This window comes from Gemmatimonadota bacterium (genome assembly GCA_021295815.1).
In the GTDB taxonomy this organism is placed as follows: Bacteria; Gemmatimonadota; Gemmatimonadetes; order Longimicrobiales; family Gaopeijiaceae; genus JAGWBQ01.
Genome location: JAGWBQ010000007.1, coordinates 134,788 through 155,341 on the forward strand (window position 1 = coordinate 134,788; position 20,554 = coordinate 155,341).

Genomic DNA, 20,554 nt, shown 5'->3' on the forward strand with positions numbered 1-20,554 from the left:
GCTACGTCCGCACCCTTGACAACAGTATCGCTCCCGCCACGAGAAAAAGGGCGTTGGGCGCCCAGGCGGCGGCCGCGGGCGAGATGGCGCCGGCGAGCCCCAGCGAACCCGAGAAGCGGTAGACGAGGAGGTAGAGCACCACCGTGGCGAGCGAGAGGCCTATGCCGAAGGGGGCTCCGCCTCTCCTGTTGCTCGTGGCCAGCGGCGCACCGAAGAGCAGCACAATGAGGGTGGCCAGAGCCAGCGAGGTGTTCTGCTCCTTCTGCACCATAAGGGCGGTGGGGTCGCCTCCCGAGCGCGTCAGAATCTCGGCGGTGCGGACGAGCTCCCGGTTCGTCATCTCCTCGGGTTCCAACGGTGGCTCCATGAGCGCGCTGGGGCGATCCCGGGCCTGAGACATGCGCAGCCCCTCGAACTGGAAGGATCGTTCGGTCGAATCCGGGTTCAGGAAGCGGATGTAGCCTCTGCGAAAGTGCCAGCCCAGGTCGGCGTTCCAGTCGCCCTGCTCGGACGCCATGTAGAGGCCGGGCCTCTCTTCGTCCGCCGGGCGCGCGGTCACCACCGAATAGAGGGAGCTGTCGACGGAATTGAGCCTGCCGATCTGCCAGGAGAGTCCGTCGTCCGAGCGGAAGGCGAAGTCGGAACGGAAGGTGGAAGTGAAGGTCTGGGCTCGCAGAATGAGTCCGGCCGCCTTGTTGGCGCGCGGTACGACCTCGGCGAGGCCGAGTGCGAAGATCACCAGCAGGACCCCGGATGCGACTATGGGCAGAACCGAACGCCGGAACGAGATCCCGCCCGACTTCATCGCGACGAGCTCCCGGTGGGCGCTCATGCCGTGCACGGTGAAGACGCTGGCGAGAAGGGCGGCGATAGGCAGCGCCCAGCTCACGAATCGCGGTATCTGGTAGAGATAGGCGCGCGCCACCTCGCCTCCGGTCAGACCGCGAGCCATGTAGGTGTCGAGTTCGGCCGCGACGTCGCCAATGATGAAGAGCACCGGGCACACTGCGAGGCAGATCCCGAATATCCGCAGGAAGGTCAGGGCGGCGAGTCGGTCGAGCAAGCGCATCTCAGCCTTCCGGCTTCGAGGTCGGGAAGCGCTCCGGCCTCGCGTGCGCCGGGGGGGCGGGTTGCCCGGAGATACCTGGACGCGAGCGCGATCCCGGAAAGAGCCGGCTTCCGAGCTCCTCGAACCAGCTCGACCTAAGGGCTATGCGCGTGCCGCCCATGGTGATCGCCAGCCAGAGTCCCACGCCCAGGAAGATGACGTTGGCGGCCCACATCGTGATGGCGGGGTCGGCGGCGCCTCCGTCCGCGAGATTTTCCCCACCTATCAGACCGGCCCAGTATATCGAGGCGATTCCCCCCGCCATGGCGACCACCATGCCGATCCCGCCGCTCGGGAAACGGATGGCGAGCGGCGGTCCGATCAGAGTGAAGATGATGCAGGCCACGGCGAGGGCCGACTTCTTGTGAATCTCGAGCTCGTAACGAGCCTGCGACTGGGAGAGCATCCGACCCGTGACGGCGCGCTGACGGGTCCCCAGAATGGTGGTTGAGGCAAAGGCGTCGTCCGCCAGAAGCGAGGAGGGATCGCCGAGTCGGGAGGCCAGTCCTCTCGTGCCGCGCTCCAGCTCCCGGTCGCGCACTAGAATGTCGGTGGGCGTCCCCCGAGCCAGCGCCAGACGGACCGCGCGCAGCGATGTCTCCCGGTTCTCAGCCTGGATGGAGTCGAGCTCCGCCTTCTTCTCGTCGGCGCTCTCGCGCAGGAGACCGAAACCCATCTCCCGATCCGAGCGGGAGCTGCCGTACTGCTCTTCGAACATCGTGCCCACGTTCCGCAGAGGGATCACCTCCCGATCGAAATAGATGCGCCGAAATCCCCCTAGGCGGTCGGCCAGCATCTCGTTCACCACGCCGTCTTCGAGGGTGAGGTATAGATCGGTCTCGGCGGCGTTGAACGCCATCTCGCCGCGCTCGGCCCAGGTGACGCGCTTTCGCGAGGGGTTGTTGGCGTCGAGTATGCCTACCGACTCGAGCTGGTTGGTTTCGGGATCGATACGGTCGGCGGTGAGGAAAAAGACCGCTCCCCGGCCAGTACCGGTAATCTCGGTCTGGATGCGGTTGACGACCTGTTCCTTCAATTCGAGGGTAGGGCTCTTGCGGCCAATGTTGAAGGTTAGGTTTTTCAGTCGGTGATTTGCTTCAGGGAGGACGCGATCGTGGAATCCGAGCATGACCACCGTCGCCACCGCGCCCAGAACCAATACCGGGGCGAGGACGCGCGCCGGACTCACGCCGTTGGCCGAGAGCGCCGTGATCTCGTTGTTCGAGGTCATGTCGCTGAAGCAGTAGAGCACGGCGGCCAGAACCGCGATGGGCAGTGAGAGAGCCACGGTGTGCGGCAGCGAGAGCACGAGGAACTCGGCGATCACCGTCCACGGCAGCCCTCTGCCGACCAGCGAATCGATCTGGCGGGCCACGGCGTTGAGGAACACCAGCGCCGTCATGGCTATCAGCGCGAATAGGAACGGTCCGATCTGGGCGCGGATCAGATACCTGGTAAGCACGGTCATGGCGGGCCTTACACCGTTCGTAACGGCCCGGTCCCGACTCGCCGGACCGGCGGCGGCGCTGGCGTTCGCGTCGGCCGGGATGGCCGCAGGCTTCGGGGCTGCGGCAGCCTCGGATGGGCTCGCGCCCGCCGCGGTAGCCCGCCCACCGGTCGCGGATACCGTTCTGCGCAGCGATCTCTCGCTGCCTCCGGCCACCGTCGTTTACGGCATCACGGCCGCGCCGGAAGCTCCCGGGCTCGATCTGGGGCTCCGCCGCATTCCCATGCGCGGACTCTCCTTCGACCCGCCCACCCTGCGTCGTCCGTCGCTCTTCCCGGCCGGAACCGGGCTTCCGCCGTTCGCGGTCACCGCCCTTCGCCTCCGAGCCGCGGACCCGCTGAGGACGCCCGTCACCGGGGTCGAGGCGCTGCTGCCGCCCGAGCGTCCCATCCGGCTGGCCGGCGAGCCGCCGGAGCTGGGCCGGGAGGCGATCACGCGTTTCAGCAACCGTTACGTGGATCTCTCCCTCGATCTGCGCAGCCGACTCGAACTGGGCGGCGAGTGGAACCGCTTCACGCCCTGCGACGACGCTCTGCGTGAAAGCTGCACCCCCAACCTGGTCCCCCGGCTCAGCCCCGACACTCGATTCGGCGTCCGACTGGACGGGAGCGTTCTCGACCGTGTGATGATCGATGTCGACTTCGATCAGGCGCGCGAATTCGGGGGCGAGAACCGCATCAACATCGCATACGAGGGAGCCGAAGACGACATTCTGAGTTCGCTCAACGTGGGCGACGTCACCTTCGATTTTCCACGCTCGCGCTTCCTCACCGACGCGGTGCCGGCGGGCAACTTCGGCTTCCGCGCGGACGGCCAGCTCGGTCCGCTCGAGTTTCAGAGCGTGTGGGCCCAGCAACGCGGCGACCTGAACACTCGGGTCTTTCGCCTCTCCGGCATCGGAGACCGCAGATCCTTCGTTCAGGAGGACACTGTGGACATCGACGACGCCGACTACGCGCGAGGCCAGTTTTTCTACATCGTCGATCCCGTCCAAATCACGGACTATCCCCACTTCGACCCGCTTCAGCTTCACACGGCCTCCGCACCGTCCTCGGTCTCGCCTGGAATCGACCCCGTCCAGATCTACCGTCTCGAAGACGATCCGGCGCTCCTCCAGCAGGTGGAGGGCTACATCCAGGCCGACGCCGTCGTCGAGGCCGACGGAGAGCGGATCGTGGAGTCGGGCTGGTTCCGTCTCCTCCTTCCCGGAATCGACTACTTCCTTCACCCCAGCGGTCTCTGGCTCGCCCTCCGGGCTCCCCTGGCGAGCGACGAGATGCTGGCGACGACCTTCGTGACCGCGACCGGCGACACGGTCGGGAGCTTCGACCCGGAGGCCGTCCACAACGCGGGCGGGCGACCGCAGCTCCGCCTGCTCAGGGCTCCCGAGGTCTCGCACCAGCCCGGCAGTCCGTCATGGCGTCACGAGATGCACAGCGTCTATCGAGTCTCGGGGAGCGACGACGTGGAACCGGGCTCGGTCGGACTCACCGTCTCGTTGGGAGAGTTGTCGGCCGGCAGGACCTTCAAGCGATCGACGGCCGGGGAGGACGTCACCTTCCTCAGTCTTTTCGGGCTCGACGAGGAAGCCCCGTCCGACGAACTCGACCCGGCGGCGGTCTTCTCGCTCAGCGACGACGAATTCGGGGCGATCGCCCCCGTCCGCGGCAGCTACATCTTCTTCCCGGCCCAGAAACCCTTCGCCCGCCCGCCACCCAGCCCCGTGCTCCGGCTCGACACCGAAGAAGCGGCCCGGTTGCTCGGCGACGACGCCAACTTCCGCATCTACGAGGAGGAGGACCCCTTCGAGCGCGCCAACGCGGGGCGCTTCCGGCTGCGCATCTCGTATCGTCTGCGCAGCGAGGGCGTCATCTCCTCCTTCTCGCTAGGGGCTCTCGGGGTCCGGCCCGGAAGCGAGCGCGTCCATCTGGGTGACCGTATCCTCGTTGCCGGCGAAGACTACGATATCGACTACGACCTCGGCCAAGTGACTCTGCTGGACCCTGAACGCCTCTTCACCGCAGCCCCCGACGCCGAGGTGAGGGTGAGCTGGGAGCAGCAATCTCTCTTTCGGCTGTCTCCCACGCAGGTTCTCGGGCTCAGGACCCGAGCCGGGCTGGGCGGCGGCGGCGAGATCAACCTGCTGACTCTCTACCGCTCCGAACGGTCTCCATTCCAGAGGCCGACCCTGGGGACCGAGCCGCGCGCGGCTTTACTGGGCGGCTTAGGCCTCCGCTACGAGGGATCGGCCCTCTGGCTCGACAGACTCATCGGCGGTCTTCCGGGCGTCCGCACGAGCGGATCGGGCGGATTCGTCTTCGAGGGCGAGATGGCGGCCTCGCTTCCGAACCCGAACACCGCCCGTTTCGCCTTCCTCGACGACTTCGACGGTTCGGCGCACTCCGCCGTATCCCTCTTCGCTCAGGAATGGCAGCACGGGAGCGCTCCCACGCGGCGGACCGGGGCGGAGGACGTTCTGCCTCGGACCTACGAGGTCGCCAACGCGGCGGCGCTGGTCTGGCAGCACACCTGGACGCTGAGCTCGCCCTCCGGCGACTCCCTCGGACTCCATGAAGGATACTTCCCGCATCTCGACATCGATCGTCGGATCCGCGTGGCCGGCTCGGAGCGCAGAGAGCCGGGACTCCTGCTCTCCTTCCGCGGACGGCCATCGGCGGGTGGTGCGTCGGAGAGCTCCTGGCGCTCGCTGACGACGGTGCTCGCCACCAGCGGCCTCGACCTGACCCGCACCGAGTTTCTCGAATTCTACGCCGACGGGGACGACGGCGTGACCCTCGTCATCGACATCGGGACGGTGAGCGAGGACGCCTTCGTGTTCGACGACGCCGGACGGCTCTCGGGAACGAGGAGTTCGGACGGACGGAGATGGGGAGAGGGCGAACTCGACCAGGAGGCCGATCCCGGACGCGGCGAGATATGGGGCGACGATGCCGACGCTCGCGGGGTTTGGAACGAGTCCTGCGCAGCCGAGAGGGGCAGAGTATACCGGATCAGCGATCCGAACGCCGTCTGCACGAAGGGCAACGGACGCGCTGACAGCGAAGACCTCGACAACGACGGCAATCTCGACACGTCCGAGCGTCATCTGCGTTTCGTCCTGCGGCTCGACGGCTCCTCGGAATTCCTGGCGCGCTCGTCGGCGGAGACCGAGACTCCGTTCGAGCTCTACCGCGTACCTATCGGCGGCGCGGGCGCGTTCGAAGTGGGTGGGAGCTTCACCGACGCCCATCTGCGCGCCGTGCGCCACATGCGCATCACCGTTGTCGGGACCGGGCGGAACTCGGTGAGACTGGCGCGCATGCGGCTGGTGGGATCACGTTGGGTGAAACGCGCCGCGACCGGCGTTCTGGCCGGAATAGCGGGCGACGAAAGGGCATTCGGGCGGGTCGAGGTCGGCGAGGTGTCGCGGTTGACCGAGGGCGAGCTGTACTCGCCGCCTCCGGGTGTTCTCGAGGCGCTGGCCGATCCGAATCTGGCCTTCGCGGGTGAGGGGATCGAGTTCAACGAGCGGGCGCTCGCCATCTCCTTCGACGGTCTTGCGTCCGACTCGCGGGCCGAGGTTTACCATCGCTTCACGCAGCGATCCCGCAACTTCCTCGACTATCGCGAAGCGCGATTGTGGGTGACCGCGAGAAACGGCGACTTCGGGCACTCCGCAGCCCACGGGTTCTTCCTGAAGGCCGGAACCGACCCGGAGAACTTCTACCTCTTCCGCGCGCGCCTTCCGGAGCCGGGCGGTTCGGAGATGGTCGTGGCCGACGACTGGTTGCCCGAGCTGCGCATCGACTTCGAGGAATGGCTCGACCTCCGACAGGCCGCCGAAGAGATGCTGATCCGCCGACCGCTCGGCACGCGGGAGGCGCCCATCGAACTCTGGTCCGCGGACTCGACCTACGCCGTCGTGCTCAGCGACCGCGGACGCGCACCCAGTCTCGCCGCGGTGAGAGAGGTGGCGATCGGAGTTTGGAACGAGGAGGCGGCGCCCGTATCGGGCGAGGTCTGGGTCAACGAACTCCGCCTGGGAAGCCCGCTGCGCGACTTTGGAGCAGCCAGTTCTCTCGACTTGAGGATAGACGGGGGCGGGGTGTTTGAAGCGTCGGCGAGCGTGACCGGGCGCGGGGCCTATTTCAGACAGCTCCGCGACGAACCCACGTACCAGGACGACCGCTCGGTCAACCTCGTATCGACCCTCGCCCTCGACCGTTTCGCGCCTGCCGCCTGGGGGATCGAGCTGCCCTTGGTCTTCGAGCGAAGGAGCAGCAGACGGGAGCCGCTCCTGCTCGCCGAATCCGACGTGCGCGCTGATCGAATTCAAGGGCTGCGGGTGCCGCATTCGAACACGACCCGGATCGGACTCTCCTTCCGCAAGAGCTCCACCTCCACCGGTCCCGTGGCCGACGGCCTATTCGATGGCGTGGTCGCGCGCGTCTCGTACCTGGCGGCGGACGGCGCCACCATCGCCACCAGCCACGAATCCTCCAACCTCGACGCCGGGGTGGAGTGGGCGTTGCACCCCGAGGGGCGCTTTCTCCGGCTGGTGCCTTCCTTCGTTCGTGGCGTTCTGGCGGCGCTTCTGCCCGGGGCCCTGGAGGACAGGGTGCTCGACACTCGCCTGCGGGTGAGCCCGGTGCGCATGTCGGTGGGAGTAGGCTACGCCCGTCACGACGGGTTCGTGGAGCGCTATCCGCGCATTATAGACCATCCCGACGACGAATTCGCCACCAGGACGCCGGTCGCGCTCGAGGTGCTGGAGACCGTGGCCGACCTGCGCCTCCAGCCGCTCGGATCGCTTTCCGCCGACATCGCCTTCGTAGCTTCGCGGGATCTGCTGCCGCCCAAGGAGGCTTCGCCCGACCGCCTGGTCCAACGGCTTCTCGAGAGAGAACGGCTGCTTCCGCTCGGATTGAACCTCGGCTGGGAGACCCACCGGTCGATCATTACCAGCCTGGCCTATTCACCGGAGTTCACCGAATGGCTCGGAGGCTCCCTGCGGCTGAACACGAGATTTCTGACCGACCGCAGCCCCCAATTCTTCAAGGAAAGCAGTGCCGGACCTCGAAACGCAACTCTCCTGACCGGCACCCGTGACGCCAGCGCGAGGCGCGATCTGCGCACCGATTTGGTCTTCGATCCGGTCGGGTTCGGCGACGCGCTGCCCGGGTCGGGCTCGGGCGCATCGGCTTGGAACGCGATCCGGCGGCTGCTGAGCTCGTTTCAGCCGGTGAACGTCACCTACGACGCCGGGGTCAACTCGCGCTTCGACAGAGATCCGGTCTCGCCCGGGATTTCGTATCAGTTCGGGTGGGGTTCGGCGGAGGATCTTCGCTTCCTCGACGCGGACACCGCCGCCGCCCTCACCGAGACGAGAGGTTGGGCGGTTACCGGCGGGCTCGCCTTGCCCGGCGGACTCAGTCTCACCTCCGTCTTCCGCGACACCGATTTCTCCACGCTGGACGCGAGGAGCGACCGACAGGGTCGTGAACGTCGCTGGCCGGACCTGCGGATGTCGCTGCCTTCCATCGCCATGCCCGGTTGGAGCGGCATGCGCCGACTCGCGCTCTCGGGCGGGATCGCGCGCAGAACGGTCGAGAGCACCTTCGGAGGCGGACTGCAGCGGAGGTACCAGGAGACGACCGACATCCCGGCCTCGGTGACCGTGGCCTGGCGGGGATCGGTCACGACGAGCTACCAGACGAGCATCAGCGCCGGCTCGGCGACCGACCCGACCGGCGAACTCAGGCCCGATCGGCGCAGCCACCGCGTCTCGTTTTCGTCACGCTTCCTGCCTCCCTGGGGTTTGGCGGAGCTCCTGGATCGTCCCATCGACATCTCCCTCCTCGGACTGCTCTTCTCGGAGAGCAACTGCCGGCTTACCGCGACGGTGGAGGAATGCGTGGCCTTTCTCGACCGCGAGACCCGGTCGCTCTCCCTTTCCCTGGAGGCGGCGGTGAACGAGTTCGAGCTCGGAATGCAATTCAGCTACGACGACCGGCGCTCCTACGTGGGCCAGCGGCCGGGCGCGACCAACTTCAGGGTTCTGCTCTTCGGCGAGATGCGGGTTTCGTCGGTTCGCTGAGAAGGAGGCCCGGCGAGCTCGGACTGGCAGCGGTCGAGAAGCGGACGAGGTCCCAAAACGCCATCGAAATGCCCCGTCCGAACATGCATCTTACAGCATGGACAGGGAAATAAAGGCGCTCAAGATCACCGTCGTCGTACTTCTGGCTCTCGCCGCAGGCCGCTGGCTCCTCGCACCTCCTCCTGCGGAGGTCGGCGGCGGGCCGCCCGTCGGAACACGCGAACTTCTCGACTCCAGCCGCGCCGAGCTCGACGAGGCCCAGGCGCGCAAGGCTCCTCTATCGGAAGGCGAGAAGATCGACCCGAACACCGCCGACGACATCGCTCTCGACCGGCTGCCGGGGGTCGGTCCTTCGACCGCGAAGAACATCGTGGCCGACCGGGAGGCCAACGGGCCGTTCTCGTCGGTGACCGATCTTACGCGGGTGCGCGGCATCGGCCCCGCGACACTTGCCAGGATGACACCCTTCCTCGAGGTGGTCGGCGCACCGTCCGGTGCAGGCGGCGGAAAAGCGCGACCGCAGGCTCCGTCGCCGACCGAGGGTGCGGTCGGCCCGCCGGTGAGCGGATCCGCCCGGCTTGTGGACGTCAACGTCGCCGGCGTAGTAGAGCTCCAGAGCCTGCCGGGGATCGGACCGGCGTTGGCGGAGCGCATCGTCGAGGCGAGAAACGAAGCTCGCTTCGAACGGGTGGAGGACCTCCTGCGGGTGCGCGGCATCGGCCCCGCGATTCTGACCAAGCTGCGCCCGCTGGTGAGCGTCCGATGAGCGCGCCACGGGTCGGTGGCCGAGCTGGGATCGCCGCGGAGCCCGATCCCGACCTGAGGCGTCTCCTCGTCCGCATGGGCGAACTCGGCGCATCCGATCTTCATCTCGGCTGCGGGGCTCCGCCGGTGTTCAGGGTCGACGGGCGTCTGAAGAGGGACGGTGCGAGCGGGGGGGCGGGTGCGGACGGCGACGGACTCTTTCCGGGGAGCGACCGGATCCTCCTCTCCCTGCTCTCCGAAACCCAACGGAAGATCCTCGAACGCGCCTGTCACGTCGACGCCGCCTTCCGGGTGGAGGGAGAGGCGCGCTACCGGGCCAACATCTTCCATCGCCTGGGCGGGTTGGCTGCGGCGATCCGCCGCATTCCGCTCGAGATACCGCCTCTGGCAGCGCTCGGTCTCCCGCCGGCGCTCGAGAAGCTCGCGCTGAAGCCCCATGGGCTGGTGCTTGTCACGGGGCCTACCGGCTGCGGCAAGTCGACTACCATGGCGGCGCTCGTCGATCGACTGAACCGCGAAAAGGCGCTTCACATAGTGACGCTGGAGGACCCGATCGAGTTCGTCCACGCCGCGAGGCGGTCGCTCATCACGCAGCGCGAGATCGGTCGCCACGCCCACGACTTCTGCGGCGCCCTCAAGTACGCGCTCAGGCAGGATCCGGACGTGGTCCTCATCGGCGAGCTGAGGGATCCCGACACGATCGGGGCAGCCCTGACAATGGCTGAGACCGGTCACCTCGTGCTCGCGACCCTGCACACCAACTCCGCCGTAGAGTCGGTGAGCCGGATGGTCGACGCGTTTCCGGGAGACCAGCGTGATCGGACCAGGTCGCAGCTCGCGCACGTGCTCGAAGGGGTGCTCACTCAGCGGCTCCTCCCCCGAGCGAACGGGAAGGGGAGGGTGTGCGCCGTCGAACTCATGATCTGCACCTCGGCAATCCGCACCGTCATTCGGGACGACAAGCTTCACCAGGCGCAGTCGCTCATCCAGACGAGCCGCGGATCCGGGATGCGCACGATGGCGGAATCGCTTCGCGCGCTCTGCCTACGCGGCGATCTGGCACCTGAGGAGGCCCTGCGGCACGTGGACGACCAGGGGGCGTTCATGCGGACGCTCGGCGATCCATGGGGGTAGCCGCCGCCAAGACCCGGCTGAGGGCTTCGAGCCGCGAGGTGGCGATCTTCGCGCGTCAACTAGCGGTCCTGACCCGCGCCGGCCTGCCTCTGACCCGTTCTCTCGAGCTGCTTGCCGACCATTCCGGTCACAAGGAGCTCGGGCAGGCCGTCTCCGAGACCCGAAGGGACGTGGAAGGAGGAACGCCGCTGGCGCAGGCCGTCCGGCACCATCCGCGCGTCTTTTCCGCCCTCTTCGGCAACATGGTCGAGGCCGGCGAGGCGTCGGGCGCTCTCGACACCATGCTGGTCCGGCTGGCCGACCTGCTCGAGGCCAACCGAGCCCTGTCGCGCAAAGCGACCGCCGCGCTCGTGTATCCGGCGGCGATCACGGCCGTGGCGGCGGCCGCCATCGCCGTGCTCATGACCGTCGTCATACCGACTTTCGAGTCGATGTTCGAGGGGGCGGGCGTCGCGCTGCCGCTCCCGACCCGCACGGTGATCTCTCTCGCCGACTTCCTACGAGAGCGATGGTGGCAGCTCGCGATCGCGACGCTTTGCCTGGCGGGGGCGGGGCGGCGCTGGTACCGGACCTCGTCGGGCCGCCGGACCGTCGACAGGCTGGCGCTGCGGATTCCCCTGGCGGGCGACCTCTGGCGAAAGATCACGGTGGTGCGGACGCTGCGCACTCTCGGTACTCTGACCGGCTCCGGCGTACCCGTAGTCGAGGGCATGCGCATGGCGGCGACGATGGCCGGCAACCGTTTCGTGGAGGAGGCGCTGATGGATGCCCGCAAGGGCGTTGTCTTCGGCGGTACAGTGGCGGGCTCGCTCGAAGAGACGGATGCGTTTCCGAAAATCGCGACCCAGATGATCGCGGCCGGCGAGGAGTCGGGCGCGCTCGACGAGATGCTCGACCGGGTCTCGGACCTCTGCGAAGAAGAGGCTCAGGGAGCCCTCACCACGTTTCTGGCCGCCGCCGAACCGGTCCTGACCGTGGCGCTGGGACTCGTGGTGGGCGGCATTATCGTCTCCATGTATCTGCCGGTGTTCGACATGGCGGCGACATTAGGGAGGTGACGATGTAACGACATGTTACAAAGCCGGTTTACTCGACATACGCCCGCTCCGCGATTAGCTTCGACTTGTGTAGAGTCGCGGACTCGGCACTAGGATCGGGCACGATGCTCGGTCAGTTCCATCCAGGGAGTGAGAACCGATGGCAATCGGAAGGAAGAGAGGGACCGTGGTGATCGCGACTGTCGCGCTGCTGGCTCTCGGCACGATCGACGCGGAAGCTCAGGATTCGCAGACCACGCTGGCCGGGACGGTGACCGGCGAGGGGGGCGCTCCGGTCAGCGGAGCCCAGATCCTGGTGACGGATCAGGCTACCGGGGCGACCACCGGCGGGCTCTCCGGCACCGACGGACGTTTCAGCATCCCCGACGTGCGCGCAGGAGGACCGTACAGGGTGGACGTGTTCATGCTGGGGTACGGCCGGCAGACGGTGGAAGGGCTGATGGTGGAGGCGGGCGGCTCCTTGACGCTCGACTTCGAACTTACCACGGAAGCGATCGCCGTCGACGCGATCGAGATCTTCGCCACAAGGGCCGTCGATCGGCGGACGCCGGTGGCGTTCTCCAACGTGCCCAAGGTCCAGATCCAGAACCAGCTCGGATCGCGGGACCTGCCCCTCGTGCTCAACCTGACGCCCAGCGTCTACGCGACGGCGCAGGGCGGCGGCGCGGGGGACGCCCGCATCAACGTGCGCGGCTTCAGCCAGCGCAACACGGCAGTCATGATCAACGGCGTTCCGGTGAACGACATGGAGAACGGCTGGGTCTACTGGTCGAACTGGGACGGCCTCGGAGACGCTTCCACAAGCATCCAGCTCCAACGCGGCCTCTCGGCGGTCAACCTGGCCACCCCCTCCATCGGCGGCACGCTCAACGTGATCACCGATCCGGCAGGCCAGGAGGCCAGCTTCTCCTACAAGTCCGAATTGGGGGTGGGAGCGCTCGACGGCGACGGCGACTGGGGATTGGGCACGAATCTCTTCAAGCAGACCTTCATCCTGAACACCGGCGAGGTCAACGGATTCGCTTTCACCGGTTCTCTGGTGAGGAAGGTCGGCGAGGGCGTATATCACGGCGTGCAGACCGACGGAGGCGCCGGTCCCTCCGACGCGACCTGGGCGGACGCCTGGGCATATTACGGCGCACTCTCGTACCAGCTCAACGCCCGCAACCGGATCGATCTCTTCGCCGTGGGCGCACCGCAACGTCACGGCCAGAACCTCTGGAAGCTGAACGCCGGCACCCTCAGCCACTCGTTCGCCTCGTCGCTGGAAGGTTACGACGCGGCCGCCTTGGAGAAGTTCTCGGAAGCGGGGCGTCAGTGGAGTCCCAACGTGGCCAGCGTCAGCTGCAACTACCTGGGCCAGCAGTACTCGAGCACGGGTCCGGGCGGCGGTTCGTTACGGGACCGTCGCGACTGCTCGTACCTCAACGAGCGCGAGAACTACTTCCACAAGCCTCAGGTGAACCTGAACTGGTACTCGTACTTCGGAGGCGGCCTCACGCTCAGCACCGTCGCCTACTACTCCGGCGGCGCGGGCGGCGGCGCCGGCACCTACGGATCCATGGCGTGGGACTACCAGTACACCCAGCGCTTCGTGGACTGGGACGCCACGATCGAGCGCAACCGGGCCAACGACAACGGTTCGCGCGGCATCCTGCGCAACTCGGTGAACAATCAACGGACCCTCGGTGCCATCTCCAAGCTCCGCAAGGACTTCGCCAGCGGACTCACCGCCGAGGTCGGAGTCGACTGGCGGACCGCCAGGATCGAGCACTACCGAGAGGTCCGCGACCTGCTGGGCGGCACGTTCTACTACTGCCCGTCGTGGTGCGCATCGGATTTCTGGAGCGAGGACGAGCGGCGTCGCGGCCTTGGTGACAAGGTCGCCTACCACAACGAGAACGCCGTGAACTGGCTGGGCGCCCACGCCCAGGCGGAGTACTCCACGGAAGGCGGCTCGGTCTACGCCATGGGCGGGATCGCGCAGAACTCCTACGACTTCGAGGATTTCTTCAACGCCGATCCCAACGACCGCAGCCAGACCCTCAAGATTTCGAGCGGCACCCTGACCGGTTTCCAGGCCAAGGGCGGAGCGGTGCGCAACCTGAACCGGGAGTGGTCGATCTTCACGAACGCAGGCTATGTGTCGAAGGTGCCGATCTTCGACGGCGTGATCGACGACAATCGCGGGCAGAAGTTCACCGACCCTCAGAACGAGAAATTCCTTTCCTTCGAAGGTGGTCTGACCTACCGCTCGCTCGACCGCGCCGTTTCCGCGGATATCAACTTCTACCACACCACCTGGCGCGACCGGACCACGAGCCGCTTCATCGCGGATCAGTCGGAGGCGGGGAACGACCAGATCGTGAACATCTTCGGACTCGACGCTCGCCACCAGGGCATCGAGGCCGAGTTCGCCTACCAGCCCGATGCGTTCGTTCGATTCGACGCGGCTCTCTCGCTCGGCAACTGGGAGTACCTGAGCGACGTGGCGGCGCAGGGCGCCATTCCGGGTACGGACCAGACCTGGGACTACAACCTCTACCTCGCCGGACTCAAGGTGGCCGACGCACCGCAGACCCAGCTCGCGCTGAGCGCGTCGGTCTTCCCGGCCTCCGGGATGTACCTGGCGGCGGTGATGCGGGCGTACGGCAACCACTACGCCTCCTTCAATCCGGTCAACAGGACTGACAGCACCGATCGCGCCCAGGCCTGGCAGCCCCCGGGCTACCGGGTCTTCGATTTCAACTGGTCCTACCGCGTGAACGACCTCTTCCGCATGCGCTGGCAAGGCGACATGCGCTTCTTCGCCAACGTCTACAACGTCTTCGACGCGCTCTACGTCCAGGACGCCGTCGACAACTCGCGGTTCAACGCGTTCGACTACGACCACGACGCCGACGACGCCGAGATCTTCCTCGGTTATCCAAGGAACTTCAACCTCGGCGTGCAGGTCAGCTTCTGATCCGTAATCGGGCATGACCTCCGGAGGGAGCCTCGTCGCCCTGCGCGGGCGGCGGGGCTCCCGTGTTTGAAAGGAACCGCACGGACTGAACGGCGTGCTGGAAATGGTGCTGCTCGCGGCCGCCGGTACGGTCGCCGGGGTCGTCAACGTGGTCGCGGGAGGCGGTTCGCTGCTCACCATTCCGCTTCTGATCTTCTTCGGCCTGCCAGCGACCGTCGCCAACGGCACCAACCGGGTGGCGATACTGGTTCAGAACGTGGGGGCGACCGCGAGCTTTCACAGGCGGGAGCTCGTGCCCTGGGTGTGGATGCGGATCGCCGCCCCGGCGAGCCTCGTCGGGGCCGGGTTCGGCACCTGGACGGCGATCAGCGTGGGAGACCTCGCCCTGCGGCGGATTCTGGCCGTGGTGATGGTCGTGGCGGCCCTCTTCACTATTCGTCGACCCGCCTATCTGCGCGCTTCTTCGGACAAGGACGGCCGCAGCGGCGACCCGATGGGCTCCGCCGGCGTCCCACCCGGGCGCGGTCCGGCGCTGGCGGGGGTGATCGCGGGCTTCTTTGCGATAGGTTTCTACGGCGGGCTGATCCAGGCCGGAATCGGCTTTCTGGCCTTGGCGGTCTTCTCGACGCTCGGGGTCGGGCTCATTCGAGCCAATGCCCTCAAGGTGGCCACGATCCTCGTCTTCACACCCCTCACGCTCGTCATCTTCTGGATGGACGGCTCGGTGGACTGGGGCTTCGGCGCGGCTTTAGCGCTGGGGAACTTCGCGGGTGGCCTCATAGGCGTTCGCCTCCAGGTCCTGAAGGGCAACCGGTGGGTGGCGGGTTTCGTGACCGTCGCCGTCATCGGCTTCGCCGTTCGTCTCGTGTTGGAGGACCTTCTTCGGCTGTTGGACTGAGCCCTCCGTTCGGGGCGATGCGCGTGCGACGCGCCCAAGGCCGCTAGCGGTAGAGCTCGGTTCGGTACCGGCGGGAGAGTGCGACGTAGTGGGAGCTCCCGCGAGCCACCCAGGATGCGGAAGCGCCGGAAAGCTGTTTCCTCACCCGGCCGGGCACGCCGGCGACGAGGCTGCGCTCGGGTATGTCCGCCCCTTCCAACACGACGGTTCCGGCACCCAGGACGCACTGCCTTCCGACCTTCGCATTCTGGAGCACCACCGCTCCCATGCCGACGATCGTGCCGTCGCCGATCCGGCAGCTCTCGCACATCGCGCCGTGGCCGAAGGTCACGTCCGTGCCTATCACCGTCGGATTCCACTCCCCGACATGCACCACCGCGTTGTCCTGGATCGAACTCCGGGCGCCCACGGTGATCCCTTTGTCCGGGTGGTCGCCCCGGAGGACGGCTCCGAACCAGACGCTGGCCTCCTCGCCGACGGTCACGTCGCCGATGATTACGGCAGTGGGCGCGATAAAGGCGGTGGGGGCGATCCGAGGAGTCCTGCCTCGGAATGGAATGACGATCCCTCCCCTCGTCCCTCCAGGTCGGTGGCTTCCGATCCCGTTCGTCACGCTTCCCCCGACGGCGCACCGAGACGGATCACCCGCGCCCGGGTCACCCGCGAGTCGGTGCGGCCGGTTATCTCCACTCTCACTTCTCCGAGATCCAACTGCTCCCCGCGTTCGGGAATGCCGCCTCGCCCTTCGAGAATCAGACCATTGAGGGAACGGTGCTCACTTCTGGGGAAAGTGACCCCGAGGGCCTCGGCTATCTCTCGCAGGTCGGTGCCGCCGCCGCAGAGGAGTTCGTCGGAGCCGGTCCGGATCGGTTCGGCGGCTTCCAGGTCGGTCTCGTCCTGAATCTCCCCCACCAGTTCCTCGATCACGTCTTCGAGGGTGACGAGGCCGTCGGTGCCCCCGAACTCGTCGGCGACGATGCCGAGGTGCACGCGGTGGGAGCGGAAGTCCGCCACCAGTTCGGAGCAGGAACGGGAGGGAGCGACGAACAACGGACGACGCGCCAGCTTGCCAAGGCGGTCGGTGGAATCGCCGGCCGCCAACCGTCTGTAGATGTCGCGAACATGTACGACCCCGGTCACGTCGTCGATCGATTCCCCGTAGACCGGAACCCTGGAGTACGGTACCTCGGCGAGCTCCTCGTGCACCTCCCGCGTGGTGAGCGACTCCGGCCACGCGAAGATGTCCACTCTGGGCACCATCACGTCTCTGGCGCTCAGCTCGTCGAGCCTGAAGGCCCTTTCCACAAGCCGGCTCTCGGCCTCCTCGATCACCCCTTCCTCGCGGCCCAGCTCCCGGATTTCGTTCAGCTCGCGCTCGCCCGACTTCTCGCCGCCATTGTTTCCGGGGGCCGGCACGGCCTTCGAGGCCAGCCTGTCGAGCGGCGCACCTAGGCGACCAAGCATCATCAGGGCGGGAGCGGCGATCAGTCCCAGGCGGACGGGATGGCGGGCAGCCGTCAGGGGAGCGAGCAGGTTCCGTACGACGATCACTAGTGCGCCGCCGATGACCAGGTCGAGCCAGCCCGGCCCGTCGCCAAGCGTGAAGGTGCGGTAAAGAAAACCGACTCCGACCGCAGCCAGCGCCAGCGCATCGGCGAGCAGGTGAGCGGTCAGGCTGACCGCGCCGGCGTTCTCTTGGACCCGGGCGAGGGTGTCCGCCCGGCGGAAGCCCTCCTCCTGGAGAGTGCGCAGCCTCGACCCTCGGATCCCCAGAGCGGCCAGATGGGCGGTGGTGACTGTGCCCGACGCCGCCAGAAGCGCAACCACCAGGGAGAGGTCGGAACCTACCATCGGCGTCCCGGGCCCATTCTACTTGGAGGGTGGTCGACGATCTCGGCGTTCACCTCCAGTCCCGGCTCTCCTCGAGCAGCTCGGCGATAACGTCGCGCGTCCGCCGCCTCGCGGCTTCGGCCTCGAAGTTGAGAATTAGCCGGTGTGCGAGAACCGCGGGAGCGACGTAGCGGACATCGTCGAACGAAGGAATCGCCGATCCCCGAGAAGCCGCCCTGGCCTTCGCGCCCAGCACGAGATATTGGGAAGCGCGGGGACCGGCCCCCCAGGACACGTAGCGCGAACACACCTTGGCGGCATCGTTTCCGGGACGGGTGGCCCGCGCCAGCTTAACCGCGAATCTTATGAGCGAGGGAGGCGCAGGCACGCGGCGAACCAGCCCTTGAAGCTCGACCATCTCCCCGGCCGTCGACACTTTCCGCACCTCGGGCAAAGGGCCGGCGGTGGTCAGGGTCGCGATCTCCTCCTCCTCCTCGCGGGAAGGATAGTGCACAGGGAGCTCGAGCATGAACCGGTCGAGTTGCGCCTCGGGCAGGGGATAGGTACCCTCCTGCTCGATGGGGTTTTGCGTGGCGAGGACGAAAAAGGGACGTCCGAGCTCGTAACTCCGGCCTGCGGCGGTAACCGCCCGTTCCTGCATGGCTTCGAGGAGCGCCGCCTGGGTCTTGGGCGGAGTCCGGTTGATCTCGTCTGCCAGGACTATGTTCGAAAACACCGGCCCGCGCACGAAGCGGAAGACCCGGCCGCCCGTGGTTCGGTCCTCCTCGATCACCTCCGTGCCCGTAATGTCGGTGGGCATGAGATCGGGGGTGAACTGAATGCGCGAGAAGTCTAGCTCGAGGGTGGAGGCGACCGTGCGCACAAGAAGCGTCTTCGCCAGCCCGGGTACCCCCACCAGAAGCGCATGTCCGTTGGCGAGCAGGGCGGTCAGCAGCTCGTCGACAACCTCCCTCTGTCCGACGACCGTGCGCCCGACCTCGCGGCGCATCGCCTCCGAGACCTCGGAGACCCGCTCCAGAAGGCGCACGTCGCGGTCCGGAGCCGCAAGGGATTGCGTCGCTGAAGACAAGGGTTAGGGTCTCGGTGTGTAGGGTCGAACGCCGCTCAACGCCAGTCTCCCGGGTGTCATGGCGATTCCCGGGGTGGGTCGGGGGGCATCTCCGTTCCTCAGCAATCTAAGACAATTCGTGTGGGGTCGGTGGAGGCTTGCCCGGGGCCGGGGCTGGACGGCAGGTCGACGGATCGAGTCTCTGCAGGTCGATGAGAAGATACGGGAAACACGGCCGGATACCAAGGATCGGCTCGGGGACCGGCCCCGGAAGATCCCGCGTGCCGGTCGGAACCGTGCAGGGCCTTTCTCCGTCGCAGACTACCCGCTCTTGACCTGAACCGCGGCCGAGCGTTACCTTTGACCGCTCTCCGGGATACGCTCCCGGGGGCGAGGAGGAGCGACGGTGAAACAGCCCGACAAACGTGCACCCCGCCCCACCGGTGAGCGGAACCGTCCACCGGGGATCCGAGACGCGTTCACGGCGGGATTCACGCTCGTGCTCACGGTTCTGCTCTTCCTGGCCGCGGGAGCTTGGGTGGATCACAAGCTCGGAACTTCGCCGATCCTCAGCCTTCTGGGGGCGGGCGTCGGAGCGGCGGCGGCAATCTACAGGATCGTCCGACAAGCCCGAATCCCACCACGGAGAGACACCGACCGAAGGTGACGAAAGAAGATCATTCACCGCGCCGCCGGGCGGAGGCGCGCTACGCCCTCGTCTGCGCGGCGATCGCCGCCGGGGCCGTTCTCTTTTCGTGGCCCTTCCTGGAGGCCCCGGAGCGGCTCGGACTCGCACTCGCGGCGGCCGTGGCGTGGCTGGTCCAGGCCGGAAGCTTCGTGGTTCTGATCCGGAACCGGGGCGCCGAGCCCGGAAAGTTCGTGCGGGCCTGGCTGATCGGGCTCGCGGCCCGTGCGGTCGTCGTCATCGCGGCCATCGCAGTGGTAGCTCAGGAGCTGACCGAGGGCGGGGCCACCCTGCTGCTGGGTCTCGCCACGCTCTTCTTCATCATGCTCCTCGTCGAGTCGCGCTATTTCAGGAAGGCGCGCACCTCCACCTGATGCTTACTTCTATCTGCACCGCTCTGGCGCTTGCGCTCCCGGTGTGGGAGAACGGATTCGCCGCACCTCTCGAGGCGGCCGAAGACTCCTACCCGGCCCACGCCCAAGGCGCATTTCCCGATCAGGGCGCCTCGTTCGTTCAGGATCAGGAAACCGCCGACGAGCACGCCGCTGACGAAACGGGCGAGGATCCCGACCTCCAGGGGATGCTTTTCCACCATCTGGCGGACGGCAGGACGATCGACTTCCACATCCTGGGCATCCACGAGACGATCACCCTTCCGGAGAACTGGCAGGTCACCGTAGCGGGCGTTTCCCTGAATCTCGCGCCGACCAAGCACACGATCTTTCTCCTGCTGGCGGCATTCCTCTGCCTGGTTCTTCTGGTGCCGGTTGCGCGCAGGGCGAGGGCCGGGTACGACGAAGGTACGCCCACAGGGCTGTCGAACGCCGTCGAGGGGCTGATCCTCTACTTCCGGAACGAGGTGGTGCGCCGAAACATCGGTCGCGGCGCCGACGGTTACACGGGATACATCCTCACCCTCTTCTTCTTCATCCTCTTCATGAATCTGCTCGGCCTCGTCCCCTTCGGGTCGACGGCCACGGGCAACATCATGGTCACCGGCGCACTGGCTCTCGTGACGCTCGCGGTCGTCGAATGCTCCGGGATGCGCGCGCTCGGCTTCCAAGGCTACATGCGCACCATCTTCCATGCGCCGCCGGGGCTCAAGGGTCCCATGCTCGTATTGGTCATGGCGATCCTGGTGCCGGTGGAGGCCATCGGCAAGGTCGCCAAGCCCTTCGCCCTCATGATCCGACTCTTCGCCAACATGTTCGCCGGCCACACCCTGATCCTCTCGCTGCTCGGCCTCATCTTCGTCTTCGCCACGATCGGGCCTGCCCGCTGGGCCATCGCCGGGGTCTCGGTCGCCATGGTGTCGCTGCTCATGGTCCTCGAGCTCTTCATAGCCCTTCTGCAGGCATATATCTTCGCGATGCTGACCTCCGTCTTCATAGGATCGATCCGGCACGCGCACTGATCCCGGTCGCGTCCAGCCTCCGGG

At 66.9% G+C, this 20,554-nt stretch carries 14 protein-coding genes and 1 pseudogene; 10 read left to right on the top strand and 5 right to left on the bottom strand.

What is annotated here, in order from left to right:
* Position 1: 1 nt before the first annotated feature.
* Positions 2-1,069, bottom strand: coding sequence for an LptF/LptG family permease (locus tag J4G12_04145; GenBank protein MCE2454996.1), 1,068 nt, complete (start codon positions 1,067-1,069; stop codon positions 2-4).
* A gap of 1 nt (position 1,070) precedes the next feature.
* Entirely contained in the window at positions 1,071-2,576 is a 1,506-nt protein-coding gene (locus J4G12_04150; GenBank protein MCE2454997.1) for an LptF/LptG family permease, read from the bottom strand.
* Here J4G12_04150 and J4G12_04155 point away from each other — a divergent pair.
* From J4G12_04155 to J4G12_04185, 7 genes and pseudogenes are all read left to right on the top strand, one after another.
* Positions 2,509-8,712: a hypothetical protein gene (locus tag J4G12_04155; protein MCE2454998.1), complete on the top strand. Its 6,204-nt coding sequence runs from the start codon at positions 2,509-2,511 to the stop codon at positions 8,710-8,712. The genes J4G12_04150 and J4G12_04155 overlap by 68 nt on opposite strands.
* Before the next feature lie 97 nt (positions 8,713-8,809).
* A pseudogene (locus J4G12_04160) lies at positions 8,810-9,163 on the top strand (helix-hairpin-helix domain-containing protein).
* Between the two features lie 6 nt (positions 9,164-9,169).
* A complete protein-coding gene (locus J4G12_04165; protein MCE2454999.1) occupies positions 9,170-9,478 on the top strand; it encodes a helix-hairpin-helix domain-containing protein in 309 nt (102 codons plus the stop codon).
* On the top strand, positions 9,475-10,611 hold the full coding sequence (locus J4G12_04170) for a PilT/PilU family type 4a pilus ATPase (protein MCE2455000.1): 1,137 nt from the start codon (positions 9,475-9,477) through the stop codon (positions 10,609-10,611). Before J4G12_04165 ends, J4G12_04170 begins: the two co-directional genes overlap by 4 nt.
* A complete protein-coding gene (locus tag J4G12_04175) occupies positions 10,602-11,669 on the top strand; it encodes a type II secretion system F family protein (GenBank protein ID MCE2455001.1) in 1,068 nt (355 codons plus the stop codon). The genes J4G12_04170 and J4G12_04175 overlap by 10 nt, the downstream gene beginning before the upstream one ends.
* Before the next feature lie 139 nt (positions 11,670-11,808).
* Positions 11,809-14,634 (top strand): TonB-dependent receptor, encoded by a 2,826-nt coding sequence (locus tag J4G12_04180; protein ID MCE2455002.1) that lies wholly within the window; start codon positions 11,809-11,811, stop codon positions 14,632-14,634.
* Positions 14,635-14,728: 94 nt separating this feature from the next.
* Positions 14,729-15,532 carry a sulfite exporter TauE/SafE family protein gene (locus tag J4G12_04185; protein MCE2455003.1) on the top strand — a complete coding sequence of 268 codons (804 nt, stop codon included), beginning with the start codon at positions 14,729-14,731 and terminating at the stop codon, positions 15,530-15,532.
* Between the two features lie 43 nt (positions 15,533-15,575).
* Here J4G12_04185 and J4G12_04190 read toward each other — a convergent pair whose 3' ends face one another.
* The 3 genes from J4G12_04190 to J4G12_04200 are packed head-to-tail and all read right to left on the bottom strand — an operon-like array spanning position 15,576 to position 18,371.
* The gene (locus tag J4G12_04190; protein ID MCE2455004.1) at positions 15,576-16,097 is read right to left on the bottom strand and encodes a gamma carbonic anhydrase family protein; all 522 of its coding nucleotides are present in this window, start codon (positions 16,095-16,097) and stop codon (positions 15,576-15,578) included.
* Between the two features lie 44 nt (positions 16,098-16,141).
* The gene (locus J4G12_04195) at positions 16,142-17,383 is read right to left on the bottom strand and encodes an HlyC/CorC family transporter (protein ID MCE2455005.1); all 1,242 of its coding nucleotides are present in this window, start codon (positions 17,381-17,383) and stop codon (positions 16,142-16,144) included.
* A 49-nt stretch (positions 17,384-17,432) separates the two neighbouring features.
* On the bottom strand, positions 17,433-18,371 hold the full coding sequence (locus J4G12_04200; GenBank protein ID MCE2455006.1) for an AAA family ATPase: 939 nt from the start codon (positions 18,369-18,371) through the stop codon (positions 17,433-17,435).
* A gap of 466 nt (positions 18,372-18,837) precedes the next feature.
* Between J4G12_04200 and J4G12_04205 the strand changes: the two genes are divergently transcribed.
* The 3 genes from J4G12_04205 to atpB are packed head-to-tail and all read left to right on the top strand — an operon-like array spanning position 18,838 to position 20,530.
* On the top strand, positions 18,838-19,098 hold the full coding sequence (locus J4G12_04205; GenBank protein MCE2455007.1) for an AtpZ/AtpI family protein: 261 nt from the start codon (positions 18,838-18,840) through the stop codon (positions 19,096-19,098).
* Positions 19,095-19,490 (top strand): hypothetical protein, encoded by a 396-nt coding sequence (locus J4G12_04210; protein MCE2455008.1) that lies wholly within the window; start codon positions 19,095-19,097, stop codon positions 19,488-19,490. The genes J4G12_04205 and J4G12_04210 overlap by 4 nt, the downstream gene beginning before the upstream one ends.
* On the top strand, positions 19,490-20,530 hold the full coding sequence (atpB, locus tag J4G12_04215) for a F0F1 ATP synthase subunit A (GenBank protein MCE2455009.1): 1,041 nt from the start codon (positions 19,490-19,492) through the stop codon (positions 20,528-20,530). The genes J4G12_04210 and atpB overlap by 1 nt, the downstream gene beginning before the upstream one ends.
* Positions 20,531-20,554: the final 24 nt, after the last annotated feature.

Excerpts from the sequence above, each read along its gene's own strand:
- J4G12_04145 (MCE2454996.1), bottom strand. The coding sequence starts at position 1,069 with ATGCGCTTGCTCGACCGACTCGCCGCCCTGACCTTCCTGCGGATATTC.
- J4G12_04155 (MCE2454998.1), top strand. The coding sequence starts at position 2,509 with ATGGCTATCAGCGCGAATAGGAACGGTCCGATCTGGGCGCGGATCAGA.
- J4G12_04150 (MCE2454997.1), bottom strand. The coding sequence starts at position 2,576 with ATGACCGTGCTTACCAGGTATCTGATCCGCGCCCAGATCGGACCGTTC.
- J4G12_04165 (MCE2454999.1), top strand. The coding sequence starts at position 9,170 with ATGACACCCTTCCTCGAGGTGGTCGGCGCACCGTCCGGTGCAGGCGGC.
- J4G12_04170 (MCE2455000.1), top strand. The coding sequence starts at position 9,475 with ATGAGCGCGCCACGGGTCGGTGGCCGAGCTGGGATCGCCGCGGAGCCC.
- J4G12_04175 (MCE2455001.1), top strand. The coding sequence starts at position 10,602 with ATGGGGGTAGCCGCCGCCAAGACCCGGCTGAGGGCTTCGAGCCGCGAG.
- J4G12_04180 (MCE2455002.1), top strand. The coding sequence starts at position 11,809 with ATGGCAATCGGAAGGAAGAGAGGGACCGTGGTGATCGCGACTGTCGCG.
- J4G12_04195 (MCE2455005.1), bottom strand. The coding sequence starts at position 17,383 with ATGGTAGGTTCCGACCTCTCCCTGGTGGTTGCGCTTCTGGCGGCGTCG.
- J4G12_04200 (MCE2455006.1), bottom strand. The coding sequence starts at position 18,371 with ATGCGCCGCGAGGTCGGGCGCACGGTCGTCGGACAGAGGGAGGTTGTC.
- atpB (MCE2455009.1), top strand. The coding sequence starts at position 19,490 with ATGCTTACTTCTATCTGCACCGCTCTGGCGCTTGCGCTCCCGGTGTGG.